19 protein-coding genes are annotated in these 19415 nt (G+C 47.7%); 17 read left to right on the top strand and 2 right to left on the bottom strand.

The features are described from left to right. Nucleotides 1-8 precede the first annotated feature (8 nt). From atpA to DCMF_RS15375, 8 genes are all read left to right on the top strand, one after another. Nucleotides 9-1514 (top strand): F0F1 ATP synthase subunit alpha, encoded by a 1506-nt coding sequence (gene atpA / locus DCMF_RS15410; RefSeq protein ID WP_148135244.1) that lies wholly within the window; start codon nt 9-11, stop codon nt 1512-1514. A 53-nt stretch (nt 1515-1567) separates the two neighbouring features. Then, nucleotides 1568-2419, top strand: a complete 852-nt coding sequence (atpG, locus tag DCMF_RS15405; RefSeq protein WP_148135243.1) for an ATP synthase F1 subunit gamma — start codon at nt 1568-1570, stop codon at nt 2417-2419. 116 nt (nt 2420-2535) lie between these two features. Next, nucleotides 2536-3963, top strand: coding sequence for a F0F1 ATP synthase subunit beta (atpD, locus tag DCMF_RS15400; protein WP_148135242.1), 1428 nt, complete (start codon nt 2536-2538; stop codon nt 3961-3963). A gap of 2 nt (nt 3964-3965) precedes the next feature. After that, nucleotides 3966-4367: a F0F1 ATP synthase subunit epsilon gene (locus tag DCMF_RS15395; protein WP_148135241.1), complete on the top strand. Its 402-nt coding sequence runs from the start codon at nt 3966-3968 to the stop codon at nt 4365-4367. Between the two features lie 282 nt (nt 4368-4649). Further along, nucleotides 4650-5417 (top strand): YwmB family TATA-box binding protein, encoded by a 768-nt coding sequence (locus tag DCMF_RS15390; RefSeq protein ID WP_148135240.1) that lies wholly within the window; start codon nt 4650-4652, stop codon nt 5415-5417. Between the two features lie 103 nt (nt 5418-5520). Continuing rightward, complete coding sequence (murA, locus tag DCMF_RS15385) at nt 5521-6774, top strand: UDP-N-acetylglucosamine 1-carboxyvinyltransferase (protein ID WP_148135239.1); 1254 nt, start codon at nt 5521-5523, stop codon at nt 6772-6774. Nucleotides 6775-6861: 87 nt separating this feature from the next. Then, on the top strand, nt 6862-7800 hold the full coding sequence (gene spoIID / locus DCMF_RS15380; protein WP_148135238.1) for a stage II sporulation protein D: 939 nt from the start codon (nt 6862-6864) through the stop codon (nt 7798-7800). A 78-nt stretch (nt 7801-7878) separates the two neighbouring features. Next, nucleotides 7879-8553, top strand: coding sequence for a M23 family metallopeptidase (locus tag DCMF_RS15375; protein WP_214658638.1), 675 nt, complete (start codon nt 7879-7881; stop codon nt 8551-8553). A 66-nt stretch (nt 8554-8619) separates the two neighbouring features. On the opposite strand, the gene DCMF_RS15370 is transcribed toward DCMF_RS15375, so the two are convergent. Continuing rightward, nucleotides 8620-9930 carry a hemolysin family protein gene (locus tag DCMF_RS15370; RefSeq protein ID WP_148135236.1) on the bottom strand — a complete coding sequence of 437 codons (1311 nt, stop codon included), beginning with the start codon at nt 9928-9930 and terminating at the stop codon, nt 8620-8622. 655 nt (nt 9931-10585) lie between these two features. On the opposite strand from DCMF_RS15370, the gene spoIIID reads away from it, so the two are divergent. The 3 genes from spoIIID to DCMF_RS15355 all read left to right on the top strand — a co-directional run bounded on the left by spoIIID (nt 10586) and on the right by DCMF_RS15355 (nt 13210). Beyond that, complete coding sequence (gene spoIIID, locus DCMF_RS15365) at nt 10586-10840, top strand: sporulation transcriptional regulator SpoIIID (protein WP_148135235.1); 255 nt, start codon at nt 10586-10588, stop codon at nt 10838-10840. Between the two features lie 201 nt (nt 10841-11041). Further along, complete coding sequence (gene mreB / locus DCMF_RS15360; protein WP_148135234.1) at nt 11042-12073, top strand: rod shape-determining protein; 1032 nt, start codon at nt 11042-11044, stop codon at nt 12071-12073. Nucleotides 12074-12223: 150 nt separating this feature from the next. Further along, nucleotides 12224-13210, top strand: a complete 987-nt coding sequence (locus DCMF_RS15355) for an LCP family protein (protein ID WP_148135233.1) — start codon at nt 12224-12226, stop codon at nt 13208-13210. Between the two features lie 90 nt (nt 13211-13300). Here the strand turns inward: DCMF_RS15355 and DCMF_RS29265 are convergent, their stop codons facing one another. After that, nucleotides 13301-13459, bottom strand: coding sequence for a hypothetical protein (locus DCMF_RS29265; RefSeq protein WP_214658637.1), 159 nt, complete (start codon nt 13457-13459; stop codon nt 13301-13303). Nucleotides 13460-13695: 236 nt separating this feature from the next. On the opposite strand from DCMF_RS29265, the gene DCMF_RS15350 reads away from it, so the two are divergent. From DCMF_RS15350 to DCMF_RS15325, 6 genes are all read left to right on the top strand, one after another. Continuing rightward, nucleotides 13696-14307, top strand: coding sequence for a copper amine oxidase N-terminal domain-containing protein (locus DCMF_RS15350; protein ID WP_214658636.1), 612 nt, complete (start codon nt 13696-13698; stop codon nt 14305-14307). A gap of 74 nt (nt 14308-14381) precedes the next feature. After that, nucleotides 14382-15395 (top strand): LCP family protein, encoded by a 1014-nt coding sequence (locus DCMF_RS15345; protein WP_214658635.1) that lies wholly within the window; start codon nt 14382-14384, stop codon nt 15393-15395. Nucleotides 15396-15397: 2 nt separating this feature from the next. Further along, on the top strand, nt 15398-16165 hold the full coding sequence (locus tag DCMF_RS15340; protein ID WP_148135230.1) for a WecB/TagA/CpsF family glycosyltransferase: 768 nt from the start codon (nt 15398-15400) through the stop codon (nt 16163-16165). Between the two features lie 231 nt (nt 16166-16396). Next, on the top strand, nt 16397-16873 hold the full coding sequence (locus DCMF_RS15335) for a MarR family winged helix-turn-helix transcriptional regulator (RefSeq protein ID WP_148135229.1): 477 nt from the start codon (nt 16397-16399) through the stop codon (nt 16871-16873). Then, nucleotides 16870-18225, top strand: coding sequence for a TolC family protein (locus tag DCMF_RS15330; RefSeq protein ID WP_148135228.1), 1356 nt, complete (start codon nt 16870-16872; stop codon nt 18223-18225). Before DCMF_RS15335 ends, DCMF_RS15330 begins: the two co-directional genes overlap by 4 nt. 52 nt (nt 18226-18277) lie before the next feature. Next, nucleotides 18278-19408, top strand: coding sequence for an HlyD family secretion protein (locus tag DCMF_RS15325; protein ID WP_148135227.1), 1131 nt, complete (start codon nt 18278-18280; stop codon nt 19406-19408). Nucleotides 19409-19415 lie beyond the last annotated feature (7 nt).

Raw genomic sequence — 19415 nt, 5'->3', positions numbered from 1 at the left:
AGCAATAAATGAGCATCAGACATGAAGAAATCAGTTCCATTTTAAAACAGCAGATTGAAAATTATCAAGCTGATGTGGACGTTTCTGAAGTGGGCACAGTGATCAATGTAGGTGACGGCATCTGCCGGATTTATGGCATGAAGAATGCTATGGCCGGAGAGTTGATCAAATTCTCCAACGGCGTGTCCGGGATGGTCTTGAACCTGGAAGAAGATAACATCGGTTGTGTTATTTTGGGACCGTACACCGAGATTCAAGAAGGGGACGAAGTAAAACGCACAGGCCGGATCATGGAGGTTCCCGTAGGGGAAGCGCTGATCGGCCGGGTGGTCAATCCTTTAGGGGAGCCCCTGGACGGAAAAGGGCCCATCAAAACGGAACATTACCGGGCGGTGGAATCTCCGGCCCCCGGTGTGGTGAAAAGACGATCTGTTTATGAACCTTTGCAAACCGGTTTAAAAGCCATTGACTCCCTGGTACCCATTGGCCGCGGCCAGCGGGAACTGATCATCGGCGACCGCCAGACGGGGAAAACGGCTGTAGCCATTGATACCATTATTAATCAAAAGGGCAAAGGCGTTATTTGTATTTATGTGGCCATCGGCCAAAAGGCATCCACCGTGGCGAGCGTGGTCCAAAAGCTGGAGCAGTTCGGCGCCATGGAATATTCCATTGTGGTCTCCGCAACGGCCAGCGAACCGGCTCCTTTGCTCTATATTGCGCCATACTCCGGCGCTGCCATGGGCGAGTATTTCATGTACAATGGAGGCCATGTGCTGGTTATTTATGATGACTTGTCCAAGCAGGCGGCGGCCTACCGCGAATTATCCCTGCTCTTAAAACGACCGCCCGGCCGGGAAGCATTTCCCGGAGACGTTTTCTACCTCCACTCCCGTCTATTGGAGCGGGCGGCGAAATTGAGCGACGAGATGGGCGGCGGATCCATGACCGCACTGCCGATTATCGAAACCCAGGCCGGTGACGTTTCCGCATACATTCCGACGAACGTGATTTCCATTACCGACGGACAGATTTTCTTAGAGTCGGATCTGTTCTTTTCCGGCGTCCGTCCTGCCATTAACGTAGGTATTTCCGTGTCCCGGGTAGGGGGATCGGCCCAGATTAAAGCCATGAAGCAGGTGGCCGGCCGGCTCCGTATGGACCTGGCCCAATACCGGGAATTGGCCGCATTTGCCCAATTCGGATCTGATCTGGATAAGGTCACCCAGGCCACCCTGTCCCGGGGGGAAAGAATGGTAGAAATCCTGAAACAGGACCAGTATTCTCCCATGCCCGTAGAAGAACAGGTAGTAGGTATTTATGCCGCCGGAAACGGCTTCTGCGACGACATTGAGGTGAAGAGAATACTGGGCTTTGAAAAAGGATTGCTCAATTATCTGCACAACTCCAAGCCGGAAATACTGCAGACCATCCGGGATGAAAAGAAATTATCCGATGAAATCATCGAACAATTAAAGACGGCCATTACCGAATTTAAGAAAACTTTTATGTAAGCCTTAATAGGGTGATTTTGCCGCCAACTAACACCAAAAGGTGGTGATACTGTATGGCAACTGCGCGGGATATTAGAAGGCGGATCCGGAGCGTGAAAAATACCCAGCAGATCACAAAAGCCATGAAAATGGTCTCCGCGGCCAAGTTGAGAAGAGCCCAGGAAAGTGTGCTGGCCGCCCGTCCTTACGCCAAGAAGATTCAAGAGGTATTGGGTCGTTTGGCAGGAAGCGCCCAGGATTATTCCCATCCTTTGCTCGAAGCCCGGGAAGTGAAAAAAGTGGGATTGGTAGTGATCTCAGGCGACCGGGGTTTGTGCGGCGGATTTAATGCCAATGTGATGCGCATGACGGACACTTTTTTAGCAGGTACCGATCATCAGGCCGGGATTGTCGCCATTGGCCGAAAAGGCCGGGATTATTTCCGGCGCCGGGGACGGGAGATCACGGAAGAATACATCAATATCGGAGACAACCCGACTTTTATTCAAGGCAGGGAGCTGGCCAAAAGGGTCACAGCTTTGTATTTAGAGGGCGTTTTTGATGAAATTTATTTAATGTATACCGAATTCAAGACGGCCATGTCCCAGAAACCGGTGACACTAAAGCTTCTGCCTGTGGAGCCCGTACAAGGAAATGACCAGAAGCCTGTTGAGTATATCTATGAGCCATCTGAAGCAGGAGTAATGGATGCCCTATTGCCTTCCTATGTGGAAACCATTGTTTACCGTGCCCTCTTGGAATCAAAGGCCAGTGAGCACGGGGCCAGAATGACGGCGATGAGTTCGGCCACGGATAATGCCGTAGAGATCATCGCGAAGCTGACATTGAATCTGAATCGTGCCCGCCAAGCGGCAATTACCAAGGAAATTTCCGAGATTGTGGGCGGCGCGGCGGCACTGCAGTAGAACCGTGATTGGAACCTAAGTCACTCGTCACTTATCATTGGGGACATTTCTCCGCCAGACAGGAATACCTCATAAAGAGGTGTGTCCCCTAACCTATGTAAGGGAGGTTTAAGATCGTGGCAATTGGAAGCGTAAAAGAAGTCATCGGACCGGTTGTGGATATCGAATTTCCCGCCGGCCAACTTCCGAATATTTATAACGCTGTTTTAATTAAGAGCGAAGACCAGAAGACGGAAGAAGCAAAATCAAAAAATATTCACATTACCCTGGAAGCAATGCAGCACCTGGGGAATAACACCGTACGCTGCGTGGCTCTTTCCTCTACCGACGGTCTTCAAAGAGGAATGTTTGCCCAGGATACAGGCGCCCCCATTACGGTTCCGGTGGGACGGAACACCTTAGGCCGGATGTTTAACGTAATTGGTGAACCTATTGACGGCATGGGCCCCATTGAAGTCACAGAGACTCTGCCCATTCACCGGCCGGCACCGGATTTTGATGAGTTGCAGCCCTCCACGGAAATTTTGGAAACCGGCATTAAAGTGGTAGACCTGTTGGCTCCATATGCCAAAGGGGGTAAGGTTGGTCTCTTCGGGGGTGCGGGCGTAGGAAAGACCGTTCTAATTCAAGAATTGATTCGCAACATTGCCTATGAGCACGGCGGTTTCTCGGTATTCTCCGGCGTGGGTGAGCGCACCCGGGAAGGGAACGACCTGTGGAACGAAATGAAAGATTCCGGGGTTATTGCCAAGACCGCCCTGGTCTTCGGACAGATGAATGAACCGCCCGGCGCCCGCTTGCGCGTTGGTTTGACCGGATTGACCATTGCGGAATCCTTCCGTGATTCGGAAGGTCAGGACGTGCTTCTCTTCATCGATAATATTTTCCGCTTTACCCAAGCCGGTTCCGAAGTGTCGGCACTCCTGGGCCGGATGCCTTCTGCGGTAGGTTACCAGCCCACCCTGGCTACGGAAATGGGTGCCCTGCAGGAACGGATTACCTCCACCAAAAAAGGTTCTGTCACTTCTGTACAGGCCATTTATGTGCCCGCCGACGACTTGACGGACCCCGCGCCGGCGACGGCCTTTGCCCACCTGGATGCCACAACGGTACTGTCCCGTTCCATCGTGGAATTGGGCATTTATCCCGCCGTGGATCCTTTGGACTCTACCTCAAGAATCCTGGATCCCAGAATTCTCGGAGAAGAGCATTATCAGGTAGCCCGTGAGGTGCAAGGAATTCTCCAGCGCTATCGGGAACTGCAGGATATTATTGCCATCCTGGGCATGGATGAATTATCGGAAGAAGATAAGATCATCGTGGCACGGGCCAGGAAAATTCAGAGATTCCTTTCCCAACCCTTCCACGTAGCGGAAGCATTTACCTCTGTTCCGGGTAAATATGTACCGTTAAAAGAAACCATCCGGGGCTTTAAAGAAATCATTGAAGGGAAACATGACGCCTTACCGGAACAAGCTTTCCTGATGGTGGGCACCATTGAGGAAGCGGTGGAAAAAGCAAAACAGCTTGAAGGGCGTGGTTAATCATGGCAGATAACCCCATTACATTTGACGTGGTAACCCCCGAAAAGATTATTTTTTCCGGGGCCATCGAATCGGTCATCGTCCCCGGCGCCCTGGGCTATCTGGAAGTTCTGCGCGGCCATGCCCCCCTCGTCACAGCGCTGGATGTGGGTGTGGTCACCATTAAACAGGACGGCAAAGAAAAAAAGATGGCCATCAGCGGCGGCTTTATGGAAGTGATCCAGAACAAGGTTACTGTTTTAGCCGATACCGCAGAACTGGGCGAGAAGATTGATGTCACCCGGGCCGAGGAAGCAAAAGATAGGGCGGAGAGGCGTCTTACCGAGCATGCCGCCGATTTGGATGTCTTACGGGCGGAAATGGCTTTAAAGCGGGCCATCAGCAGGATCAGAGCAGCCAAGTAAAGACTTCCTCATAACGATTTCAAGGGCCAAATGTAAGTAATAGTTTCACTAAAATATTATTAAACAGGTACGCGAACAGGACTGGGCTGAATTCATAAGCTCAGTCCTTTGTGCGAGTCAGAGTGAGTCAGGGGACGGTTCTTTGACTCACTTTCCGAGACCAGCTGTCAGGAAGAGGCGAGTCAGGGAACCGTCCCCTGACTCACTCTGACTCACTGACTTACGTATATTCTTTTTCCCAGATGGCAATTATAGTGAAGAATACCATTGGGGGGGAAGAAGATGAAGAAATATTTATTGCCATTTCTGTTGCTGTTAGAGCTTTTGGCAGGTATTCTTATTGTAGTGAATTTTTATCTCAGAGATATTAATCCTGTCATGAAAACAGTAGACCAGCCCATGCAGGCTGCCTTTGAAAGCTCCAAGTCTGTCTTTTCCGAAGTGAAGCTTCAAGGCTGGGCAAAAGTGGATGAAAAGTTTTGCTCGGCACCGGAATTGGATCATTATGGGGGACTGGTAGAGAATATTTTAGGAGCCCCTGCTTCCCTGACCAGGGAGCGCATCGCAGATGAGGGATTTCATAGTTTACAGTTAAAAGGAAAACTTTCCCAAGGACAAAGCGTGGAAATTATTTTTCAGTCTTTACAGGACAAAAAAAAGGACGACAAAACGTATTTAATTATAAATATGGTTGATACCAGGGGACCGGAATCCTTGGATTGGTCGAAAGAAAAAATGGTCGCGGCCTTTCGGGAATTCCAAAAAGAGCCGGAACTCAACCAGTTAATGGTGGGGTTTAAGCCGGGGAAATTGACCAAAAGTGCTTATCGGACCTTAATTAATGAAATTTTTTCTTCCATCGGGGGAAAAATAAGTGGGGGGGTTGAGGAAGAAAATTATATCAGTAAGACGGGTTATGTGCCCAATATTCATGATAAGCTGAAAGTGGGAAGCAATGATGTGAATATGCAGGTCGCCATGTCTTACAATGAGCTGGAGAACAAGACCTATATCTACATAGGATCTCCTTTGGTGTTTTATGATTATTGAGATAACATGGCATGAGCGGAAGTAAAATCAGCACGAATGAAGAAGGATATTGACTGAATTTGTGGAATATTGCAAGGAATAGTAGTCAGGGAGGAACAGAATTTTGGAAAGGATAGTAGTTGAAGGAGGCGTACCTTTATACGGAACAGTAAACATCAGCGGAGCAAAAAATGCTGTACTGCCTGTAATAGCTGGTTCTCTCCTTGCGGATGGATTCTGTCAACTGAATGACATCCCCCATTTGGCGGATGTGGAAACTATTTGTGAAGTCTTAGGTTTTTTAGGTGTTCATACCAACTTTCGGGGACACAAACTGGAGATTGAAGCTTCGGATCTTTCCCAATATGAAGCACCCTACGAATGTGTGCGCCGCATGAGAGCTTCTTTTTTGATCATGGGGCCTCTGCTGGCCAGAATGGGTCGGGCCAGGATGTCATTACCCGGAGGCTGCGCCATCGGCAGCAGGCCTATCGACCTGCACCTCAAGGGTTTTGAAGCCTTAGGCGCCGACATAACCATCGGTCACGGTTATATTGAGGCAAAAGCCAAGAGATTGATCGGGGACAGGATTTACCTGGATTTTCCCAGTGTGGGGGCTACGGAAAACATTATGATGGCGGCGACCCTGGCAGAAGGCAACACCATCATTGAGAATTCGGCTGAGGAACCGGAAATCGTCGATTTGGCCAACTTTTTAAACGCCATGGGGGCAAGAATTAAGGGGGCGGGAACCAAAATCGTGCGCATTGACGGTGTCGACCGGCTTAGGGGCGTGCAGCACACCGTAATTCCGGACCGGGTGGAGGCAGGAAGCTTTATGGTGGCGGCTGCGGCTACCGGAGGCAATGTCCTGGTGAACAATGTGATTGAAGATCACCTCAAATCTGTGGTCGCCAAGCTGAAAGAGGCGGGCGTGGAAGTGATTGAAGAGTCGGAAGGCCTTCGGGTGATTGGACCGGAAGTGATTACGCCTGTTGATATTAAGACCTTACCCTATCCCGGGTTCCCCACGGATATGCAGGCCCAGTTTATGGCGCTCATGGCCCGGTCCAGAGGGACCAGCGTCATTACGGAGACGGTTTTCGAAAACCGTTTTATGCATGTGGATGAATTAAATAGAATGTCGGCAAATATCAAAATAGAAGGGCACAGCGCTGTGGTGAAAGGTGTTTCTACGCTGACGGGAGCGGATGTGAAGGCAACCGATTTAAGAGCAGGGGCGGCCCTGGTTATCGCCGGCCTTGCCGCGGAAGGAAAGACCTCTGTGGGCTGCATCCATCATATCGACCGGGGTTATGAAGACTTCGTGGGAAAACTCCAGGGGTTAGGAGCCCGGATCGTGCGCGTGGAGGAATAAGACACCAAAAAACCCTTTGGGCTTTTTGGCATATTCCCTTTTTTTCTTCATATGGTTAGGTAATAAAAAACGATATGGAGAGAAAGCATGCGCAAAATATTTTTTTATTTTTTGATGATTTTGACCTTGGGGATGGTGCTGTTAGTCAAATACTTCGGTCCGTGGGAGACAGGAGGAGAAAAAGGTCCCCCCATTCGTGTTTTTTTTGTCCAGGAAAAGAAAACAGTTTCTCTGCCCCTGGAAGAATATCTGGTGGGGGTGCTGGCAGCGGAAATGCCCGCGGAATTTGAAAAAGAAGCATTAAAGGCCCAGGCCATCGCGGCCCGGACTTATGCCTTAAAAAAAATCAAATTCAGTACGAAAACTATCAATCAAGAGCATCCCAACGCCGATGTGTGCACCGACCCGGGCCATTGTCAGGGCTGGTTATCGGAAGAAGAGATGAAAAAAAAGTGGGGATGGTTAAGATATTGGGAGTATCAAAAAAAATTAAAAGCAGCGGTAAAGGCCACCTGTGGAGAAGTGGCCACCTATGAGAAACAATTGATCGACCCGGTATACCACTCCACCTGCGGGGGGCGTACGGAAAATTCGGAAGAAGTCTGGACCTATGCCACCCCTTATTTGAAAAGTGTCCCGTGCAAATGGGACCAGGATTCTCCGAAGTACCGGACCCGCTTGTTGATCCCTTTTTCTCAATTAAGTGAAAAACTAGGCGGGAAGATAAATAACCCCTCAGCCTTCACCATCAAAGCTTTAGAAAAAACCAAGACCGGAAGACTGAAGACGATCCTGGTGGGAAATAAGCGGATGGCGGCAACGGAATTCCGGAGAATTTTCGGCATTAATTCCACCAACTTTACCTGGAAGATCCAAAAGGAAGGAGTGGAGTTAACCATTGTGGGTTATGGGCATGGAGTCGGGATGTGCCAATTCGGGGCCAACGGCCTGGCAAAAGAAGGCTATAATGCGGAGAAAATTTTAAAGTATTATTATCAGGGGATCGAAATAGAAAAATTATATTAAGCCGGATAGATGAGAAAACCTCTTGCTATGTATATTATTACCATAAAATGGTTATAAATGGAGCAAGAGGTGATTTTTATGTTTGGCAATGTGCATAAGATCAAAGATATGGAGATCAATAAAATATGGGTTTCCTTTGCAGTATTACTGGTGCTAACCATTGCCGGAAGCGCCTATTTTGTTTCCCAAAGAATAGATCGAAGTCCTGTGGAAACAAGCCAATCTGGGGATCAAAGCCCGTCGGCTTCAGGTGCCAGGGAGGAACAGGCAGCTGAAGTCGGTGCTAATCAGGTGGTTCAAGAGCCCGTGCAAAAGTCGGCAGAGATTCCCCTGGCGGGCCCGGCGGATGAGACCCAGGATATCGTCATGAGGTGGCCGGGGCAAGGGCAGGTAATTACCGGATTTGGTTTTTCCCACTCAGAGACATTTAATGATATCAGGTTCCATTCGGGTATTGATATTGCCCTACCCCCGGGCTATGAGGTGAGAGCAGCGCTGCCGGGTACAGTCACCTCAATCGCTTCCAGCCCCTTATGGGGGTATGAAATCGCCATTAAACACGGAGAAAAATTGGAAACCAGGTATAAAGGCATCAAGCCGGAGAAGGCTGAGCCGGGATTTACGGTGGCGAAAGGTGAAATCATCGGCAGTGTATTGGTCTCACCTAAATATGAAGCGAAAATGGCCCCCCATCTTCACTTTGAAGTCTATGAATACGGAAAAGCAGTAGATCCCATGGCATACCTGCATTAGCAGGGATAAAGGGAGCCAACCGGGGACGGATTATCAGGAAAAAAGAAGAGCTAAAGGACAAGGGATTTAAGCGGTAAGCCCTGTTCCACGCACCGCTTTGACTTTGACAATTCTTTTTTCCTCTATTTCTTCCACCTTAAAAGTAACGTCCGTATATTCTACAACAGGTTTTTCCTCGTCATCCGGAATTCTTCCTAGCTGCCCCAGGATAAATCCATTTAAAGTATCATATTCATCTACCGGGAGTTCGATTTCTAAGGACTCCTTTACTTTATCCAGGCTGGTGTTTCCGGCGAACAAATACGTGGTTTTATCAATTCTTTCAACATCCCTTTCTTCCACATCATGTTCATCAAAAATATTTCCCACGATCTCCTCCAGTAAATCTTCCACTGTGACAATTCCTGCTGTTCCTCCGTACTCATCGATCACCACTGCCATTTGGATATGGTTTTTTTGCATTTCCGTAAATAAATCATCTGTTTTTTTAGACTCCGGAACAAAGTACGGTTTTCTTAAAATATTTTCCAATTTGAAATGTTCTTTTTGGTCTTGATAAATAAATTGTAAAAAGTCCTTGACGTGAAGGATCCCTACAATATTGTCGATGGTTTCTTCATACACGGGTATCCTGGTAAATTTGTCCCTGATCATGATCTTCAGTACTTCCTCAAAACCGGCGTTAACAGGGACACCTACCACATCCGTTCTGTGGGTCATGATTTCTGAAACATCCGTGTTGTCAAACTCGAAAATATTGTTGATCATTTCTTTTTCTGTACTTTGAATCACTCCCTTCTCCTGTCCTACATCAACCATCATGCGAATTTCTTCTTCCGTAATTCTTTCTTCGTCGGCTTGGGGATTCCCCCCCATTAATCGAATGAAGAAGTTTGTGGAATGGGTGAGGAATGCCACAAATGGCCCTGTAATCCGGGACAAAAAGGTTAAGGGACCAACAGCAAACAGAGATATCTCTTCCGATTTCTGCATGCCAAATCTTTTTGGTACAAGTTCGCCAAAGACAAGGGTAAAATAGGATAAAATAACGGTAATGAATGTTACCGATACAGCCTTTAGTAGGGAATCATGGACCGGTAATCCGGTAGTTTTGATAAACTGCACCAGTTTATCCGCAAAACTTTCCGAGGCAAAAGCACTGGCCAGGAAACCGGCCAGGGTGATCCCAATCTGGATGGTGGCCAAAAATCTGCTTGGCTCACCTAAGAATTTCTGAAGCAATAGGGCTCGTTTATTTCCTTTATCCCCCATCTTTTTGATTTTATTTTCACTTAATGAGATCAGGGCAATTTCTGATGCAGCAAAAAATCCATTTAGCAGAATCAGCATGGCTAATATGACTAGTTCTGAAAACAATCCGCTCAACCCCCATAGATAAATAAATTTGCATATAAAAAAAGACATAACTACCTTACTGCACTGGGCAGGCAGTTATCGTCTTTTTTTAAAAAAAATATTTGCACCTCTTTCAGGCAACTACACCATTGTCCATCTTGACTTCTACCGTCAGGGTGGTCATCCATGAAATAATTTCACATCCTATTTTCTTTAATACGAATTTAAATGATAGTTTTCTAATAAAGTACAACATCGCAAAATGAATGTCAATAAAGCTAATCACCCTAATTATCCCCTGAGCTGTTGTTTGCGTTAATTATTTAAAATTAACACCCATTATCGGCATAAAACTGAATCAATAGTACCCCGGTGAGCCTGGCCGGGACCAGGGAAAAAGATTTGATTCAGGATACCCTTCAATTTCAAACGTGCATAAACCGATTTTTTATCACCAATAAAAAGGATATTGCCGTCTGGACCATTGTATGCCTGTCTATATTGAGAAGCTGGTATTTTGCTGCCCCGGCTTACCCCTTATTCCCGGTTGCGAAGCCTCTCCTCTATTTTCCAAAAGATACCAAAAAAGAACTATCAAGCGTGGCCGCTTTTTAGTTCTTTTTTTTGGTTTTTCCCAATATATATTTACAAAAAAGGCGGTAAGGGAGGCTAGTTTATGCAGGACTACATTCAGAAACGCGTGCTGGAAATTAGCCAATATATTTTAGAATCATCAGCCACCGTGAGACAGACAGCCACTGTTTTCGGCGTTAGTAAGAGTACCGTTCATAAAGATGTTACGGAGCGGTTACCTTTAATAAACGAAATGGTTGCGAAACGGGTTAGGCAGATATTGGAAATTAACAAAGCAGAAAGGCATCTGCGGGGCGGAGAAGCAACAAAAAGAAAATACAGCACAAAGAAGAAATAAGACGCAAAATAGAGGATTTTTTCACTTAAGAGAGAATAATAAAACTAATTGTGATTATTTGGCTTATCGTGTCTATAAGAAGGCAATACTGAAATAGACCTTTGATTCGAAGGCGTAGCCTTCGTTTTTACTGGACTGAAAAAGGACAAGCCTACCAGACAAAGAGGAGTAAAACAGGGACGCACGAAAGGGAGAAGGGAAATGTTTAGTCGGTTTAATTTTGGCAACGATATTGGAATTGATTTAGGTACGGCGAGTATTCTGGTCTATGTGAAGGGGAGAGGGATTGTCCTCAACGAGCCCTCCGTGGTGGCTATTGACCGGGAATCGAGCCATATTTTTGCGGTAGGCGAAGAAGCACGGCGCATGCTGGGCCGTACGCCGGGGAACATTGTAGCGGTCCGTCCTTTGCGGGAGGGTGTCATTGCGGATTACGACACCACGGAAAAAATGCTCCGCTATTTTATCACAAAGGCTTGTGGAAAAAGCTGGCTCTTTAAACCCAGGGTGATGGTGTGCATCCCTTCCGGTGTTACGGGCGTGGAAGAAAGAGCGGTGCGACAGGCCGCCTTGTCCGCAGGAGCAAGACAAGCCTACTTAATTGAAGAACCATTGGCCGCCGCCTTGGGAGCAGGCTTGGATATTTCCCAGGCCAGCGGGAATATGGTTATTGACATTGGAGGAGGTACGACCGATATCGCCGTACTTTCTCTGGGCGGAATTGTGTGCAGCAAGTCTCTTCGCGTGGGCGGGGACAAATTTGATGAGGCAATTGTGCGCTACATCCGGCGGGAACATAACCTGATGATTGGAGAACGCTCCGCTGAGGAACTGAAAATCAACATCGGCACCGCTTATCCCCAGGGATTGAAAGAAAACAAAATGATGGAAGTAAGAGGAAGAGATTTAATTACAGGACTGCCCAAAACGATTGTGATTTCTTCCAAAGAAAGCTATGAGGCCATCGCGGAACCGGTTGATGCGGTGGTGAGTGCGGTGAAAGAAGTACTGGAAAAAACTCCTCCGGAATTATCTGCCGACATTATCAACAAAGGAATTGTTATGACCGGCGGGGGAGCGCTGCTGAATGGACTGGATGTTTTACTGGCCCGGGAGACCGGTCTGCCGGTTTATGTGGCGGATGATTCCATTTCCTGTGTGGCAAACGGCACCGGAAAGGCCCTCTCCCAACTGCATGTTTTGCAGACGACGGGAAGTTTTAAAAAGGAATAAAAGTGACGCGGCACCTGCCGCGTTTTTTGTTTCTCCGGATCCCGGTAACCTGTGCCGGATCCTGAAAAAGCCCTTTGGGCTTTTGGCATGCATTTTCTTCCTATCTGATGGTTAAACTAACCATTATGCTTGATGGGAAGGAAGTAAAAAATGTCTTGGAAGCAACTGCACATGGCCATCGTGGTGGGAGTTTGCTTAGGGGTTTTTTCCGCTTACGGGTATTTTGATCTCACGTTTAACCAGGAAAAACCTTTCGCAACCGAAGAACCCCAAAGCAGGGAAGTGCTGTCGGATCTAAAGAAAGATGCCTCTGAAATAGGAGAGAGTAAGGAAACAAGGGAAAATAGGACCAATCAGACGAATACGGCGCCGGAAATCCTGCCGGAAAAGGCTGCGCATTCGGTTCCTGATGCTCAGATTAAAGATAGGACCTCTCCTAAGTCATCGGAATTAATCCCAGACAGCAGAACCGTCCCCTTGTCTGAAATTGGGCATCAAAACAAAACATTAGCCAATTACAATATCATGTTTTTCGGTATTGAAGACAAAAAGCTGCAGATGCTCACCGTCTACAGCATTAATAAAGAGCACAAGTGGAAATCAGGAACCGTTTTTATCCCTACGGACACTCTGGTTCCGGGAACCAGGAATCAGTCTGTGGCCGAGTTTTTCTATCAAAACGGTGCGGAAGAAGTAAAACGGCTCATCGGAACGGCCATGGAAATAGAGATTAACTATTATGTGATGGTGGACCGAAATTTGCTGCAGGAAGTAGAGCCTTATTTGGACCCCATTTATGTGAATGGCGAAAGGGTGAACCTGGCCCAGCTCTTTACCAAAGAAATTACGCCCCAGGACGAAATTATTTTGGCTTCCCTCTTGAAAAATTTAACCAAACCTACGGTCTATTTCGGCGTGCTGCCCAAATTGGTTTGGACATGCAAACAATATATCCATACCGACTTTGAACTGAACTGGCCCAACCTCTGGGTCCATTACCAAATCGCTAAGAATATCGACACGTCTTCCGTTACGAAAAAAATACTGCCCGGTACCTATGTGTCGGTCAACGAGAAAAAGTTTTGGGTGCCCAGCCAGGAGGGTTGGTGGAACACCGTATATGCCGTAACAAATTAAAGCAGGTTCTTTACTTGTTAAGCAGTTTCTAAAATTGCGGCCGAAAAAGTTTTTATGCTTGCCCATAACGTGAAAAAAGCGGGACAAAGGTCACGCTTTTTTTATTTTTTTGGTGATTTCCTCCAGGCGGTCATCGATATCTATAATCTTAACCAGTATTTTCGCCTTGTCCTTGGTTTGAGCCTTCAGATACTCATGCAGCAATAAATTTTTTTCTTTCTTGAGAGACGCGATTGTCTCTTCTGTCATCGCAGGTTCCCCTTTCTAGAATTAGGTCTAAAAAAACTATATCTCAGGAGTTTTAAAAAGTAAAGAAATATTTTGAATATTTGATTTAGTAGTAAAATACTGACAAAAATGTGAAAAGCACCGGACGAATCTCAGTTTATCTCGACAAATTAACAGGAAATCTGCTTAAAATGTAGAAATGTAAAGAGATGTATGATAAAATTTCATACTGATGTCTCATGCGTGAGGGGACCTTTATGACAATTGTCCGGCGTTTCACGATCATCTTTCTGGCCCTTTTTCTGACCGGGTTTTATTTTGGCCCGAAAGTGACGGCTGGTTTTTTAAATCCCGCCTCAGAGGATGATCCTTTAATCACCAAAAAATGGGTGGACGGCTATATTTACGAAAAGTTTTCTTCCCTGCACAATCAGGCACTGGCCCTGGAACAGACGATTCAGGCCCTGGATGCCTCTGTGGAACAAATTAAAGACCAGGCTCGTCCCACTATTATATTAACCATAGGCTCCCAAACCGGGTGGGTGGGACAGGAAGAAAAAAGACTGGACGTAGCACCTCTTCTTGTTTCCGGGCGGATTCTCCTTCCTTTGCGTTTTGTGGGAGAAGCATTGGGAGTTGATTTTGCCTGGGACCAGCAATCAAAAACAGTGACCTATCTTTCCCGCGCCGGAGAAGTGGTCTTGACCATGGGCCAAAACCATGCCCAAGTGGGGAGTGAGTCGGTTGCCCTGGACGTCCCCGGGAGAGTGACGGAGGGAAGAATCTTAGTGCCCCTGCGTTTTATCGGGGAATCACTGGACGCAAAGGTAATCTGGCATGGGGAAACAAAGAGTGCGGAAATACGATAAAGACAGGAAACCGGCCCGCCGGTTCCGGAATCAAAAATAATACTATGTGCACTTTGGGTGAGGAGAGATCTATTTTGTCAGATTCGTTGGAAGAGCAATTTTGGGGAAATAAACGGACTCAAGAAGATCAGCAAGCAGAAACGAGAGCGGGAGAAAGAAATGTGAAGTTTTTTTTGGCCCTCCTCTTTTGTATGGCTTTTTTTCTTTGGATCGGTTTTCAGGCGGCTTTCTTTTTTCCTTTAGAAACCACCGAAGCCCGACCGGACCAGCCCGAGGGCACCGGTGCTCAAACCGGGCCGGTCAAGGACGATAAACAAACCATCCTGGTTATTGGCAGTGATCGAAGGAAAAATGAACCGGCCCGGGCCGATACCATCATCCTGGTGTTTCTTGATGCAAAACAAAAAACGGTGCGAATCCTGAATATTCCCCGGGATACCTATGTAACGATCGCGGACAAGGAAATAAAGACGAAGATTAATCATGCCTTTGCCTATGGGGGCATGACGATGGCGAAAGATACGGTGGAACGGTTTTTGGATATTGAAGTGGATCATTATGTGGATACGGATTTTAAAGGATTCGCCAGTCTCATTGATGCCCTGGGCGGGATCACCCTGGATGTGGAAAAAAGAATGTACACCCCGGAGGAAGGCATTGACCTGCAGCCGGGACTGCAGGAGTTAGACGGGGAGCAGGCATTAGGCTACGTGCGTTACCGTGGTGACGGTTTAGGTGATATCGGGCGGGTGGAACGGCAGCAGAAATTTCTTCCCATTCTTGCGGATAAGGTCATGAGCCTGAGCACCCTGTGGAAAATTCCCAAACTGGCAGGAATTTTTAGAGATAATGTGGAGACCGATATATCGCTGAAACAACTGTTATTACTGGCCAACGATTTTAAAAATTTGGATGTATCCCAGATTGATACCCGCATGTTGCCGGGCAAACCCGAATATATTAATGGTGTGAGTTACTGGATTACTGATCCTGATGAAGTTGCCCAAATGATAGACGAGCTTGAGAATGGGACCACCCCTGAAGAGGCAGAGCCGGAAGAAACGGAAGAAACGCAAAAGGAGCAATAAGCATGGCGTTACTAAAAATTCTCGGGGTCCGCGTGGACAAGGTAGATATGATGGATTCGTTATGTTTTGTTGATTCCTTTATTCAAGCAGGCCGGTTCCATCATATTATTACGCTTAATGCGGAGATCATTTATCGTGCCCAATCTGACGACTCCCTAAAAGAATTAATCAATTCCGCCGATCTGGTTACGCCTGACGGGTCGGGTATTGTCTGGGCGGCCCGCTATCTAGGGGAGCCTGTCCCGGAAAGAGTGACGGGGATTGATTTGATGCTGGAAATCTGCAAGCAGGCCCACCATAACGGCTGGAAAATATTTTTGCTCGGGGGCGCACCGGACGTGGCGGCAGAAGCAGCGGAGAAATTACGGGAAGAATACCCCAATATCAATATTGTCGGCACCCATCATGGATATTTTCAGGAGAGCGAGGAAAAAGATCTTCTGGTGCATATCGACAGCTTGAAGCCGGACATTATCTTTGTGGCCCTGGGGGCACCCCGCCAGGAATTTTGGATTCGCCGCTACCGGGACAGCCTTCCCGTGAAAGTGGCGGTCGGGGTAGGGGGAAGTTTTGACGTCGTTTCCGGCAGAGTCAGGAGAGCACCCTTATGGATACAGAAATTGAAGCTGGAGTGGCTGGCCCGCTTGATCAAGGAGCCCTGGCGGGCGAAAAGGATGCTGGCTTTGCCCAAGTTTGTACTCCAGGTAATAAAGAGTAAAAGCGCTCAGGAAGCCCAGCAGAAAAAATCCAAGCAAAAGAGGCTGCCCTAAAGAAACCGGAGAAAAATAAAAAATAGGCCCTTTGATGAGAACAGCCTAATCTATGATATTTAGACAAATCGCCACCCGTCGGTGGGATTTGTTTTTTTTGCCCCTTTCACCTCCTTCCTTGTTTTCCAAGAATTCTCTTTACAAATCACAGATTCCGGCCTAAAATAGTTAATAAGTAAATAGTAAATACATTAACTATATTTCAAATTTACCGGCTAGAGGAGGGCGACCATGTCTGATGATGTTTTGAAGAAATTGCCTGCTTACTGGTGGGTAGATACCAACTCGGGCAAGCTGATTGTCAATATGGCTACCACATATGGATTGTTAGAAAGTGTTTATGGGGACTTTTTTTCTCAATGGGGGTTGTCCGAAACAAAATTCAACGCCTTGCTCCTCTTACACAAGAATGAGGAAATGGCTTTGTGGGAACTGGGAAAAAACATGCTGGTGAGCCGGGCCAATATTACCGGCCTCATGGATCGTTTAGAAAAGTCGGGATTGGTCACCAGGGAGGTAAATCCCCTGGACCGGCGCAGTTTGACCGCAAGATTAACTTTAAAGGCCAAACACCTGGTGGAAGAAGTGATTCCTCAATTGAAGGAATTTACGGAAAAGGTGATGCATACCTTGTCTGAAGAAGAAAAAGAACTGTTCTTAAAATTACTGAGAAAAGTGCAGCAGAGCAATATGGGGGAAGTAAAATGAAAAGAAAATTAGCCGGTATGTGCCTGATTTTAGTATTCTTTAGCGTATTTTTTTTCTGCCGGATCGGCCTGGCCCTTGCCCAGGAAACCCCGGAAACAACAACAGACCAAAGCAGGGCGATCAGCCTGGAGGAGGCGATAAACCTGACCCTGGCCAATAATGTAGATCTGAAATTATTGGAAAAACAAATTACGGCACGGGAGCTAGATCTTGATAAAGCAGATTTTTACAGCGAGAAGCTTTGGGATGCGGATGAAAAGGTCCAGGAAGGATGGGAGGAATATTATCAGCAGCGGCACCAGTTTAAATTAGCCAAGGCAGCGGGTGTTTTGACCGAGGCGCAGATTGCGCAGATGGAAGAAGAACTATCCGCCGCAGAAGAAGAGCTGCAAAGTAATTCTCAGTATCAAGTGGATAACCTTGCCAACGCTCAGGTGACGGAACTGTATCAGACAAAAGCCGCTCTGGGATTGAATGTTACGAAACTGGGCGTTGATATTGCCAGGAAAGAATATGCCTTGCTGACCAGACAGGATTATTACGAGGTGCTGAAAGACCAGCGCCTGGTCGCGGTAAAACAGGCGGCGGCCCAAAGGGCACAAAGCCAGTATCAGCTTGCTCTAGACAGCTACCAGGCCGGTTTCCGGGCCAAGGATGATATGCTGATGGCCCAAGCCCAGTTGAGCCTGATGAAGGCGGATGTGGCCAAGGCCCAAAATGACCTGCATCTGGCAGAAATCGAATTAAAAAAAGTGATGGGTCTAAGCGCCGATACACCGTTAAAATTAAAAGACGACTTTTCCGGGACAGAGAGCATTACCCCGCTGGAACAAGGGCTGGACCAGGCTTTAGAAAACCGGGTGGAGATCAAAAAAGCGGATATGGAGCTCCAGGTAGCCCAAATCAACATGGAACTGGCGAAAAGGTATACTGCGCCCAAAACTTTTGATTACCGGCAGATTCAGCTGGATTTGGATAATGCCCGATTGACCCTGGACCAGCAGAAGCTGTCCGTACAGGCGGAGGTATACGGCTCTTACCAGACCGTTCTGGCCACCGGCACCATGCTGGATTGTGTTACGGAGAGTGTGAAACAGGCGGAAGAGGCCTTGGAGATTGCTACATACCGGTACCAGGAAGGCTATGGGATTCCTTCCTCGGTGCTCAAATCACTGAATATGGAGGATGCGGGGGGCACTGTTTTTGAAGTGCTGGCCGCCCAGGAAAAATTAAGCGAAGTGGAAGAAAAAGTGGTGGAAATCACCTATGGCTACAATCTGGCCAAAAGCAAATATGCGGTAGATATTTGTGCCGACCTGGCAACGGAAAAGGATGAACAGTTTAAAAAGTGACGGTTGACAATTAGGAGGACTGTTCGATGAGTTTCAATGGGGAGGAATATCGATGAGAAGTAGAGAGACCGGCAAATGGGGTGTCTTTGTCTTAGCAGGGATGATTGCCGCTGCCGCTGTGATCAGCAGCGGGTGCAGCCGGGCCAATGCGTCCACGGGGGGGTTTGACCCGGATCAGGGACTTGTAATCAAAGGCAGTGTGGATATGGAAGAAGTTGATTTGAACACCAAAATTCCCGGAAAAGTAGTCAAAATCTATGCAGAAGAAGGTCAAGCGGTGCAGAGCGGAAAACTGATTGCGGAGATTGACAGCAACCAGCTCCAGGCCAAAAAAGCCCAGGTGGAGGCCCAGGTGAGGATGGCCCGGGAAGCGGTGGAACTGCAGAAAAAGATCGCGGACGCCAATGTGGAGCAAGCCTCCGGAGCTTTTGAAGCCGCTCAGGCCCAGCTGAATAAGGCCCATGAAGGGGCCCGCACCCAGGAAATAGAGCAGGCCAAGGCCTATTATGAAATGATGCAGAAAACCTATGAGCGGGTGCAGAAGCTTTATGAAAAAGGGGCCATTCCCGCCCAAAAGAAAGATGAAGTGGAAACCCAGCTGAAGGTGGCGGAGCAACAGTATTCCCTGGCCCAGGAAGGGGCCCGGGAGCAGGATGTGGAGTCGGCTCAGGGGCTGGCCAACCAGGCCGCGGGGGCCCTGAGTGCGGCCAATGCGAGCAGGCTGCAGGTGCAGCTGGCGGAGCAAAAATACCAGGAAGCCTTGGCCGGGTTGGCAGAAGTCAATTCCTTGCTTCAGGATACCAAGATCGTGGCCCCCAAGAGCGGGACGGTGGTGGAGCTGAACTGCGAGGAGGGAGAACTGGTTTCCACCGGCATGCCCATCGCTACCGTGGCCGACCTGACCAAAATAGAGCTGAACTTAAGTGTTTATGAATCGGATTTAGCCCGGGTCGCATTGGGCCAAAAGGTTCAGGTCAGGTTTGCCGCCACAGGCGATAAGATTTTTGCCGGCACCGTAAAAAGAATTTCCCCCAAACCTCATTTTGCCACCCAGCGGGCCACCAACAATGAGGAAGATGATGTGCTGGCCTATGAAGTGAAAGTGACGTTGGAAAACTCGAATAACGTTAAGGTGTATCCGGGCATGACGGCTTATGTCCAGTTTCCCTCCCGGGAAAAGTAAAGGAGTA

The organism is Candidatus Formimonas warabiya, assembly GCF_002777255.1.
Classification (GTDB): domain Bacteria; phylum Bacillota; class Dehalobacteriia; order Dehalobacteriales; family Dehalobacteriaceae; genus Formimonas; species Formimonas warabiya.
Note: the sequence above shows the minus strand (reverse complement) of the source record. Positions and strands in the feature narration are given on the sequence as shown.

What these genes read in the sequence shown, in the direction of transcription:
- atpA (WP_148135244.1), top strand. Translation starts at nt 9, where the DNA reads ATGAGCATCAGACATGAAGAAATCAGTTCCATTTTAAAACAGCAGATT.
- atpG (WP_148135243.1), top strand. Translation starts at nt 1,568, where the DNA reads ATGGCAACTGCGCGGGATATTAGAAGGCGGATCCGGAGCGTGAAAAAT.
- DCMF_RS15395 (WP_148135241.1), top strand. Translation starts at nt 3,966, where the DNA reads ATGGCAGATAACCCCATTACATTTGACGTGGTAACCCCCGAAAAGATT.
- DCMF_RS15390 (WP_148135240.1), top strand. Translation starts at nt 4,650, where the DNA reads ATGAAGAAATATTTATTGCCATTTCTGTTGCTGTTAGAGCTTTTGGCA.
- spoIID (WP_148135238.1), top strand. Translation starts at nt 6,862, where the DNA reads ATGCGCAAAATATTTTTTTATTTTTTGATGATTTTGACCTTGGGGATG.
- DCMF_RS15375 (WP_214658638.1), top strand. Translation starts at nt 7,879, where the DNA reads ATGTTTGGCAATGTGCATAAGATCAAAGATATGGAGATCAATAAAATA.
- spoIIID (WP_148135235.1), top strand. Translation starts at nt 10,586, where the DNA reads ATGCAGGACTACATTCAGAAACGCGTGCTGGAAATTAGCCAATATATT.
- mreB (WP_148135234.1), top strand. Translation starts at nt 11,042, where the DNA reads ATGTTTAGTCGGTTTAATTTTGGCAACGATATTGGAATTGATTTAGGT.
- DCMF_RS15355 (WP_148135233.1), top strand. Translation starts at nt 12,224, where the DNA reads ATGTCTTGGAAGCAACTGCACATGGCCATCGTGGTGGGAGTTTGCTTA.
- DCMF_RS29265 (WP_214658637.1), bottom strand. Translation starts at nt 13,459, where the DNA reads ATGACAGAAGAGACAATCGCGTCTCTCAAGAAAGAAAAAAATTTATTG.
- DCMF_RS15350 (WP_214658636.1), top strand. Translation starts at nt 13,696, where the DNA reads ATGACAATTGTCCGGCGTTTCACGATCATCTTTCTGGCCCTTTTTCTG.
- DCMF_RS15340 (WP_148135230.1), top strand. Translation starts at nt 15,398, where the DNA reads ATGGCGTTACTAAAAATTCTCGGGGTCCGCGTGGACAAGGTAGATATG.
- DCMF_RS15335 (WP_148135229.1), top strand. Translation starts at nt 16,397, where the DNA reads ATGTCTGATGATGTTTTGAAGAAATTGCCTGCTTACTGGTGGGTAGAT.
- DCMF_RS15330 (WP_148135228.1), top strand. Translation starts at nt 16,870, where the DNA reads ATGAAAAGAAAATTAGCCGGTATGTGCCTGATTTTAGTATTCTTTAGC.
- DCMF_RS15325 (WP_148135227.1), top strand. Translation starts at nt 18,278, where the DNA reads ATGAGAAGTAGAGAGACCGGCAAATGGGGTGTCTTTGTCTTAGCAGGG.